Raw genomic sequence first — 8,894 nt, 5'->3', positions numbered from 1 at the left:
TGAAGACCTGGCGACTACTCCGACGAGCGCGATGCTCCACCCGCCGTATCGGCACCATCGTCCAGGCCGTCCACACGCTACTGACCTGCGACTATCAGGATGAAAGAGGCTCAGTAAATGTACGACCGTTTCGGCCCTCTGGAGTGTGCAAACGGCTCCTGGGTCATCGGCGATCCGAACAAGGACCACCTCCGTTTCGAGCAGAGCGGAATGTCCCACTGGGTCGGAGGCGTGGAAGCGCCCCTCGTGCCTTGGAAGGCGTTCACCGACATGCGGATCTACGCCGCCGCGACGCGGCTGGGCAACTCCAAGGGGCTCGCCAAGACCAACGAGATCATGGCGAATCTCAGGGGAGCATCCGTCTCCGGCGGCGGACCGGCCCACCTCACGGCGCACCTGCGCAACGGACGCGGCGACTGGCAAGCGGTGTTCAGCCACCACGCGCGCTGGTATCCCCCAGGGGAGATCAGGATTCTCTCCCGGTTCCTCGGCCAGGTGACCGAGCGGGGAGAGGCATCACGCCTCGGCGACCCCGCATGGGTTTCCGCGGTGGTCGAAAAGCTGGGACAACTTCCGCGCGGTCTTCCGCGAGCGCACAAAGGGGCGATCGGGCAGATCCTGGACGACTGCCGTTGATCCCGAAGGGCTGACCGTCGAGCGTGAGCGGCGGCCCCCGGAACTGCCCGGAAAGAGCTCCCGGTGCACGCCGGGGCCCTTTCTCTGGCAAAGCCGAAGCTGTAAGGCAGACGAGTCGGGCTGTACGCCGGGTTCTGTCGCCCGGTCGCCTCGCGGCGGCCGGGGAGACGGCCATCCATCTAGGACCGGCATTGCTACCGGCCTCCTGCGGTCTACCCGCGAACTCGGGCGGGCCGCCCTCGAACGTTCGCGCAGGGCCGTCTTGCGACGGTCCTTCTTGACCTTGCTCCGGGTGGGGTTTACCTAGCCGCCTGAGTCGCCTCAGGCGCTGGTGGTCTCTTACACCACCGTTTCACCCTTACCCAGGACCTGGGTCCCGGGCGGTCTGTTTTCTGTGGCACTGTCCCGCGAGTCACCTCGGGTGGCCGTTAGCCACCACCCTGCCCTGTGGAGCCCGGACGTTCCTCGGGGAGATCCGGAGATCCCCACGCGGCCGTCCGCCCGGCTCGTCTGCCGTGGGGCCATCGTACCCGGCGCGGAAGGGCTCCCGCCTGCGGCTCCTCGCCGCTCCCCGCTCCTGGCCGTGAAGGCCGCCCCGCCTCACCCCGGGAAGGCCGTGAAGGCGGCGATGCCCGCGGTCCAGGCCTCGGTGAGGTCGGTGTCCGGCGGGAAGCGGCCGTTCAGTTCGAGGACGACCATGCCGTGCGCGAACGCCCAGGCCGCCCGGGCGCGGTCCGCGTCGCCGGCCACGGCCCGGTAGAGGGGGGCGGCGGCCTCGCGGCGGTCGGGGACGAGGGCCGGGAGGTCCGGACGGCAGCCGGTGGCGAGCAGGTAGAGGTGGGGGTGGGCCAGGGCGTAGGCGCGGTAGGCCGTGGCCAGGGCGGGGAACGAGCCGGGCGCCGACGCCTCGGCGGCGGTCAGCACGACGGCCGTCTCGCGGTACATCTCGGCCGCCAGAGCCGCCACCACCGAGGACTTGTCGGGGAAGTACTTGTACAGGGACGAGGCCCGGAACCCCACGCGTTCGGCCAGGCGCCGCATGGTGAGGGCCTCCGGGCCCTCCTCCTCCAGCAGGGCGCGGGCGGCTGCCACGATCTGCCGGGGGCGGCCGGTGGCGGGGCTGCCAGCGGCGACGCGGACGGCGAGGTCGGTCACGCGGATCACCCTTCCTGGCCCCGGAGCGTCCGTGGCGGCCAGCGCGATCGTACGAGATCCGGCCGAGGTGGCTGAAAGGAGACCCCGCCCAGGTCCCACCCAGCCCCCACCCAGGCCCCACCAAGGTCCCACCCAGGCCCCCGCCCGGGGAGCGCCCGGGGAGCGCCCGGGGAGCGCCCGGGGAGCGCCCGCGACCGGCCGGAGCCCTCCCCCGGCCCCGTAACCTGGTTGTTCCGCCCCCGTACGAAGGAGAACCGCCGTGCTCGTGCTGTTGCCGCCCTCCGAGGGCAAGGCCGCCCCGGGACGCGGAGCACCCCTGAAGCCCGAGTCCCTGTCGCTGCCGGGGCTCGCCCCCGCGCGTGCGGCCGTGCTGGACGAGCTGGTGGAGCTGTGTCTGGCCGACGAGGAGAAGGCGCGCGGTGTGCTCGGGCTCACCGAGGGGCTGCGGGGCGAGGTCGGCAAGAACGCGGAGCTGCGTACGGCTCCGACCCGGCCGGCCGGCGAGATCTACACGGGGGTCCTGTACGACGCGCTGGAGCTGGCCACCCTGGACGCGGCGGCCCGGCGGCGGGCGTCGGCCTCGCTGCTGATCTTCTCCGGGCTCTGGGGCGCCGTGCGGGTCGGCGACCGGATTCCGTCGTACCGCTGCTCGATGGGTGTGAAGCTTCCGGCCCTCGGCTCGCTCGCCGCGCACTGGCGTGCGGCGATGGAGCCGGTCCTGCCGGAGGCCGCCGGCGACGGGCTCGTCCTGGATCTGCGGTCCTCCGCGTACGCGTCGGCGTGGAAGCCGAAGGGGGAGCTCGCGGGGCGTACGGCGAGCGTGCGGGTGCTCCACTCGCAGAGGGCCGACGGGGTCGAGAAGCGTTCCGTGGTCAGTCACTTCAACAAGGCGACGAAGGGCCGCATGGTCCGCGATCTGCTGGAGGCGGGCGCCGCACCGGCGAGCCCGGAGCAGCTCGTGGAGGTGCTGCGGGACCTCGGCCACGTGGTGGAGGCCGAGGCGCCGGCCCGCGCGGGGCGGCCGTGGTCGCTCGACGTCGTGGTGACGGAGATCCACTGACGGAGATCCCGAGATCCACTGAGGGTCCGCCTCCACCCGGCACCGGGGCCGCGTTGCAGCATGCGCAACGACCGTTGCAGGGTGTGCGGTCCGGCGGCAGGATGGCGCCATGACCGCCTCCCCCGCGCCCGTTGCCGCTGCCTCCACCCCTGTCCACTCCGTGCTCGATCTGGCCCCTGTCGTTCCCGTCGTCGTTCTGGAGGACGCGTCGGACGCCGTGCCACTGGCCCGGGCGCTCGTCGCGGGCGGTCTCCCGGCGATCGAGGTGACGCTCCGGACGTCCGCGGCGCTGGAAGCGATCGCGGCCATCGCCCGCGAGGTGCCGCAGGCCGTGGTGGGGGCGGGCACGGTGATATCCGCGGCGAACGTGGCGGAGACGGTGGCCGCCGGGGCACGGTTCCTGGTCAGCCCGGGGTGGACGGACACCCTGCTGGCGGCGATGCGGGCGTCCGGGCTGCCCTTCCTGCCGGGCGTCTCGTCCGCGTCCGAGGTGGTCGCCCTGCTCGAACGCGGGGTCACCGACATGAAGTTCTTCCCCGCGGAGGCGGCAGGCGGCACCGCCTATCTCAAGGCGCTCGCCGCCCCGCTGCCGCAGGCGCGGTTCTGCCCCACCGGGGGCATCTCCGAGGCCTCGGCCCCGCACTATCTCGCGCTGTCCAACGTCGGTTGCGTGGGCGGCAGTTGGATGCTTCCACGTGAGGCCGTCGCTACGAAGGACTGGGCGCGGGTGGAGCGGCTGGCCGCCGAGGCGGCGGCGCTGCGCACCTGACGCGGCGCCGAGTTCGCCCCGGTCGGGCGACCGGGGCGGCTACCGCAGGTACGAGGTGTCGTTGAAGAGCCGTACGGACGCGTTGCCGTCGGCGTAGTACGCGACCTCGGAGAGCGACGCGGCGGCGAGCTCCATGCGGAACATGGACTCCGGCGGAGCGCCCAATGCCAGCCTGACCAGGGTCTTGACGGGCGTCACATGGCTGACCAGCAGCACGGTACGGCCCGCGTACGCGGCGGCCAGCCGGTCGCGGGCGACGGCCACCCGGTCCGCGACCTCCACGAAGCTCTCGCCACCGCCCGTGGGTGCCGCCTGGGGGTCGGCGAGCCAGGTCGTCAGGTCGGAGCCGTACCGTTCGCGGACCTCGGCGAAGGTGAGCCCCTCCCAGGCGCCGAAGTCGGTCTCGCGCAGCCCCTCGTCGATCGTCACGTCGAGACCGAGCCGGGCCGCCACCGCGCCCGCCGTCTCCCGGCACCGGCGCAGCGGCGAGCTGACGATGTCCTGGACCGTGCCGAGGGCCGCGAAGTGCGCGGCGGCGCGTTCGGCCTGCTCACGGCCGGTCGCGGAGAGTTCGGGGTCGGTGCCGCCGCTGCCGGAGAACCGCTTCTCCGGGGTCAGGACGGTCTCCCCGTGCCGGAGCAGCAGGAAGGTGGCGGGGGCGCCCATGTCCGGAGCGGCGGCCCACCCCCTCCGGGGCGCGGCAGCGGGGACGGCGTCCGGGACGACGGCCGTTTCGGGGGTACGCGTACGGGACACCCCGCCGGAGGCGCTCGCGGAGTCCGTGGAGCCGGTGCGGGCGGCGGCGAGGGCGGCGCGCACCTTGGCGGCTCCGGCGGACGCGTCGCCCACCTCACCGGGCGGTACGTCCCCGAACTCGCCGACGGACGGGCGGGCGGGGGCGTCCAGGCCGGCGGTGGAGGCGGAGGGCTCCCACCGCTCGCCCCGGCGGCCCGCGTCCATCGCCTCGTTGGCGAGCCGGTCCGCGTGCTTGTTCCGCTCGCGCGGCATCCACTCGTACGTGACGGCGGAGGGCGGGAAGACGGTGGCAGCCTCCGCCGCGAGGGGCTTCATGTCGGGGTGCTTGATCTTCCAGCGGCCCGACATCTGCTCGACCACCAGCTTCGAGTCCATCCGCACGTGGACCCGGACGGAACCGTCCGCCGCCTCCGGGAACAACGCCTTCGCGGCCCGCAGGCCGGCGATCAGGCCCCGGTACTCGGCGACGTTGTTCGTCGCGATGCCGATGTACTCGGCGGCCTCGGCGAGGGTCTCGCCGGTCGCCGGGTCCACGACGACGGCGCCGTAGCCGGCGGGTCCCGGGTTACCCCGGGAGCCTCCGTCGGCTTCGACGACGAGCTGGTGGGACGCGGTCATTACAGGCCCGAGTCCGAGGTGCGCACCAGGATGCGGTGGCAGTTCTCGCAGCGCAGCACGGTGTCGGGGGACGCCGCCTTCACGTCGTTGACCTCGGTGATGTTCAGCTCCAGGCGGCAGCCCTCGCAGCGGCGCTGGTAGAGCCGGGCGGCACCGACGCCGCCCTGCTGGGCGCGGAGCTTGTCGTACAGCTTCAGCAGGTCGGCGGGGATGACGTCGGCGACGACGGCGCGGTCCTTGGTGATCGTCTCGGCCTGCGCGTCGAGCTCCTTGAGCGCGGCGTCGCGGCGCCCGGTGGCGTCGTCGACCTTGGCCTGCACGGCGGCGACCCGGTCGGTCAGCTCGGCGACCCGCTCCTGCGCGGCCTCGCGGCGCTCCATGATCTCGAGGACGACGTCCTCCAGGTCACCCTGGCGCTTGGCCAGCGAGGTGATCTCGCGCTGGAGGTTCTCCAGGTCCTTCGGCGAGGAGACCGCGCCGGAGTCGAGACGCTGCTGGTCGCGGACGGAGCGCTGGCGCACCTGGTCGACGTCCTGCTCCGCCTTGGTCTGCTCGCGGCTGGTGTCGCTCTCCTCGGTCTGCGAGGCGACCAGCAGGTCGCGGAGCTGCGTGAGGTCGTTGTTGAGGGACTCGATCTCCGCGTGCTCCGGCAGCGAGGCCCGCTTGTGCGCGGTCTGCGCGAGGCGAACGTCGAGAGCCTGGACGTCGAGGAGTCGGATCTGGTCGGCGGGCGCGGCGTTCAGTTGGGGGCTCCAGAAGAGTGGTGGGTGGTCCAGGGGTCGGTGACCTGCTTCGAGACGTGGACCCGCAGGTCCCATCCGTGGCGGTCGGAAATCGCGTCCAGCTGCGCCGCCGCCTGCTCGCACCAGGGCCACTCGGTGGCCCAGTGCGCGGCGTCGACCAGGCCGAGCGGGGAGTGCTGCACGGCCTCGGAGGCCGGGTGGTGGCGCAGGTCGGCGGTGAGGAAGGCGTCGACGCCCGCCGCGCGCACCGCGTCGAAGAGGCTGTCGCCGGAGCCGCCGCTGACGGCGACCGTACGCACGGTCGCCTCCGGGTCGCCGGCCAGCCGGACGCCCTGCGCGGTGGCGGGCAGCCGGGCAGCGGCGCGGGCGGCGAAGTCACTCAGCGTCTCGGGGTGGTCCAGCTCGCAGATCCGGCCGAGGCCGCGGCGGCCGTGCCGGTCGGTGGGGTCGGGCACCAGGGGGCCGGTGACCCGCAGGCCGAGCGCTCCGGCCAGGGCGTCGGAGACCCCGGGGTCGGCGGTGTCGGCGTTGGTGTGCGCGACGTGCAGCGCGATGCCCTGCCTGATGAGGGTGTGCACGACCCGGCCCTTGAAGGTGTCGGCCGCGACGGTCGTCGTACCCCGCAGGTAGAGCGGGTGATGGGTGACGATCAGCTGGGTGCCGAGGCGTACCGCCTCGTCGACGACGCTCCCCACCGGGTCGACGGCGAACAGGACCCGGTCGGTCTCCGCGTCGGGATCGCCGCAGACCGTACCCACCGCGTCCCACCCCTCGGCCCGCTCGGGGGGCCAGAGGGCGTCGAGCTCGGCGATGACTTCAGACAGACGGGGCACGGGGAAAGGCTACCTGGCCTGCGCACCCCACCGGTCCTGGCTGCGCGTACCCACCCGTAGCGGTCCTCTCCGGTCACGCATCGTCACCTCGGACAGGCGACGGACGAGCGTCGGACGGGCGTCGGACGGGCCGGGACGTGGATCGCCCGGCAGAAGCACAGCCCCGGAGGGCTTCACGGGCAAATCGGGTTTACACCATCCGTATGTGTGAAGCGGCGGGTGTGGCGTTGGCCTTGGGAAAGCGTGAAAACTACCTTCGGTCGCCGGAGGTGACACACCCATGACTGCCTGTGTCGAAGAAGGTCCGACCGAAGGGGGCGTCGGGGCTGCCGGGGAGCCGGAGCCCGCCTCCGAAGAACCAGAAGATCCCGGGACCCCCGGGAACTCGCACGGACGTGAGGAGCCGGAGGAGCGAGGGCCGGGGGGACCGGTGGAATCCGGACGGACCACCACGCCGGACGCCGCACCGGGCGCCGGCGCCCTGCCCGTGCCCGGCCCCCGCGCGTCCGCGCCCGGCGGGTCCGGAGCCACCGGGTCCCGTACCGGCGAAGGTGTGGGGGGCATGGCCATCCGGGTCGTGGTGACCGGGCGGACGGTCGTGCCCACGGGCGCCCCGGCCGGCCGGGGCGTCGACGCGACCACGCTGGTCCCGCTGGTCGGGGCGGTCGTCGGCTCGCCCGCGGCGGCCTCGTTCCACACGTCCACCGGATCGGCGCCCGCCGGAACGGCAGCCACCACCGGCGCGAAGGCCGGGTCCCCCACCACCACCGGCGCGAAAGCCGGGTCCCCCACCACCGCCGGCGGGCGGACCGGTCCCCCCGCCACCTCGCCCCGGCCCGCGCCGAAAGCCCCTGCCGCCCCCGCCGCTCCCGCCGCTCCCGCCGCTCCCGCCGCTCCCGCCCGAGCCTCCGCCAACGCCGCCGGGATGGCGGCCACCCTGCGCCCGGCGCCCCCCGCCGGGGCCGCGCCCCTCCCCCGCCGCATCCCGCCCCCGTCCGTCCGGCCCCCCGCGATGGCGGCCCGCCGGGCCCCGCACGCGGCGGGCACGCTGACCCTCTCGGCGGACGGCGCGTACGCGGCGCGGCTCACGATGGGCGGCGGTGAGGCGCTCGGCCGGGGCTGGTACCCGGAGCGGTGGACGCTCGACGGCCCGGAGCCGTACGCCGTACCGCTCCCGCTCGACCAGCCCGAGGAGCCCGACTCTCAGGTGGTGCCGCTGGCGGACGGCCGGGTGCTGATCCGGCGACGGGTCGCCGACCGGCACGCGTTCTCACTGCTCTACCCGACCGGTCCCGGGACCGGCGAGCTCTCCCTGGGGACCGTGGAGTGCGAGCGGATGACGCTGCTCCCTCCGGCCCCGGACGGGGTGAGCGTCTATGCCCTGGCGCCGGGCATCTTCACCACCTCCGTCTGGCGGGTGGCGGGCGGCTCGTTCGGACCCGAACACGTGGCCGACGTGCCGGGGCTCTGTTCCGGCGGGGTCTGGCTGGACCGTGCGGGCCGTGTGCTGGCGCTCGACCGCCGGCCGCCCGGCAGAGGGCCGGTGAAGACGGTCGCCGTCGACCTCGAACGCCGCGGCGAGACGACTCCGCTCCTCCAGATCGCACCGGAGAGCAACGACCGGCTGCTGATCGCCGATCCGGACAGCGGACTCTTCCTGCTCCGCTCCGACGCGCCCGGACACGACCGGCTCGGCTGGGGCGTGCTGGGCAGCGCCCTGCCCGTACGTTTCCCGGAGTGCCTGCGTCCGGCTGACGTGGCGGTCGCACCGTTCGCGGTGCAGCCGGGGCAGATGCTGATGCCGGAGACCTGCGCGGTGGCGTTGCGGATCGACGGGGCGGCGGGCAGCTGGCTCGGCGTCTGGCGCCCGTCGGGCCGTCGGCTCCACCAGTTCGTCGCCCCGGCGGGCTGGCTGGCCGGGGCGGGTTCCTGGAGCCGCGAGGGCGTCCTGAGCCTGCCGTACGAGCGCCCCGAAACGCCTTGCGGGCTGGTGCGGCTGGAGGTTCCGGAGGACGTCGCCCCGGAGGCGTACGGGGGTGCGCGACGCGGTCCCGGGCCGGCGGACGAATCCGGAACGCAACCATCCGCCGACGGATCATCTCCTGAGGGGTGTAGGCCGGTTCCGCTGGGGCAGGCGCCGCTGCACGGCGGTCCGCCCCGGGAGGACCGTTAGGGGCCTTTCGTTCGGATCGGGCCGGGTCAAACCCTGGCGGGCGCGGCACCGGGCCGTGTCCGACCGCTCCCGCCGGGCGGCCGGCGCGCATGGTCGGACACGGCCTTGGCCCAAGGGTTTGCCGGAGAACAACATGTGGGCCGCCAGCGCG

The 8,894-nt window shown here is 74.0% G+C and carries 8 protein-coding genes, 1 other RNA gene and 1 pseudogene; 5 read left to right on the top strand and 5 right to left on the bottom strand.

All coding sequences use genetic code 11. The annotated features are described in order from the left end of the window. Nucleotides 1-95 (top strand): annotated as a pseudogene (locus ACFZAX_RS29015) (IS5/IS1182 family transposase); the annotation flags it as partial. Between the two features lie 22 nt (nt 96-117). Continuing rightward, a complete protein-coding gene (locus tag ACFZAX_RS29010) occupies nt 118-636 on the top strand; it encodes a hypothetical protein (RefSeq protein WP_390965258.1) in 519 nt (172 codons plus the stop codon). A gap of 107 nt (nt 637-743) precedes the next feature. Here ACFZAX_RS29010 and rnpB read toward each other — a convergent pair. Next, nucleotides 744-1,145: RNase P RNA component class A (gene rnpB / locus ACFZAX_RS29005), an RNA gene on the bottom strand. 91 nt (nt 1,146-1,236) lie between these two features. Next, entirely contained in the window at nt 1,237-1,791 is a 555-nt protein-coding gene (locus tag ACFZAX_RS29000; protein ID WP_390965246.1) for a WHG domain-containing protein, read from the bottom strand. Between the two features lie 259 nt (nt 1,792-2,050). Between ACFZAX_RS29000 and yaaA the strand changes: the two genes are divergently transcribed. Further along, nucleotides 2,051-2,851: a peroxide stress protein YaaA gene (yaaA, locus tag ACFZAX_RS28995; protein WP_390965245.1), complete on the top strand. Its 801-nt coding sequence runs from the start codon at nt 2,051-2,053 to the stop codon at nt 2,849-2,851. A 109-nt stretch (nt 2,852-2,960) separates the two neighbouring features. Further along, nucleotides 2,961-3,620, top strand: coding sequence for a bifunctional 4-hydroxy-2-oxoglutarate aldolase/2-dehydro-3-deoxy-phosphogluconate aldolase (gene eda, locus ACFZAX_RS28990; RefSeq protein WP_390965244.1), 660 nt, complete (start codon nt 2,961-2,963; stop codon nt 3,618-3,620). A gap of 39 nt (nt 3,621-3,659) precedes the next feature. On the opposite strand, the gene ACFZAX_RS28985 is transcribed toward eda, so the two are convergent. The 3 genes from ACFZAX_RS28985 to ACFZAX_RS28975 are packed head-to-tail and all read right to left on the bottom strand — an operon-like array spanning nt 3,660 to nt 6,570. Then, complete coding sequence (locus ACFZAX_RS28985) at nt 3,660-4,994, bottom strand: bifunctional RNase H/acid phosphatase (protein ID WP_390965243.1); 1,335 nt, start codon at nt 4,992-4,994, stop codon at nt 3,660-3,662. After that, complete coding sequence (locus ACFZAX_RS28980; RefSeq protein ID WP_390965257.1) at nt 4,994-5,737, bottom strand: C4-type zinc ribbon domain-containing protein; 744 nt, start codon at nt 5,735-5,737, stop codon at nt 4,994-4,996. The genes ACFZAX_RS28985 and ACFZAX_RS28980 overlap by 1 nt, the downstream gene beginning before the upstream one ends. Further along, nucleotides 5,734-6,570, bottom strand: coding sequence for a Nif3-like dinuclear metal center hexameric protein (locus ACFZAX_RS28975; RefSeq protein WP_390965242.1), 837 nt, complete (start codon nt 6,568-6,570; stop codon nt 5,734-5,736). The genes ACFZAX_RS28980 and ACFZAX_RS28975 overlap by 4 nt, the downstream gene beginning before the upstream one ends. Before the next feature lie 562 nt (nt 6,571-7,132). Between ACFZAX_RS28975 and ACFZAX_RS28970 the strand changes: the two genes are divergently transcribed. Next, on the top strand, nt 7,133-8,743 hold the full coding sequence (locus ACFZAX_RS28970) for a hypothetical protein (RefSeq protein ID WP_390965241.1): 1,611 nt from the start codon (nt 7,133-7,135) through the stop codon (nt 8,741-8,743). Nucleotides 8,744-8,894: the final 151 nt, after the last annotated feature.

Source organism: Streptomyces sp. NPDC008125 (assembly GCF_042957125.1).
Lineage (GTDB): Bacteria > Actinomycetota > Actinomycetes > Streptomycetales > Streptomycetaceae > Streptomyces.
This window is presented reverse-complemented; position numbering and strand designations above follow the sequence as displayed.

Bases quoted from the DNA above. Each gene is read 5' to 3' on its own strand.
- ACFZAX_RS29010 (WP_390965258.1), top strand. From the start codon at position 118: ATGTACGACCGTTTCGGCCCTCTGGAGTGTGCAAACGGCTCCTGGGTC.
- eda (WP_390965244.1), top strand. From the start codon at position 2,961: ATGACCGCCTCCCCCGCGCCCGTTGCCGCTGCCTCCACCCCTGTCCAC.
- ACFZAX_RS28985 (WP_390965243.1), bottom strand. From the start codon at position 4,994: ATGACCGCGTCCCACCAGCTCGTCGTCGAAGCCGACGGAGGCTCCCGG.
- ACFZAX_RS28970 (WP_390965241.1), top strand. From the start codon at position 7,133: ATGGCCATCCGGGTCGTGGTGACCGGGCGGACGGTCGTGCCCACGGGC.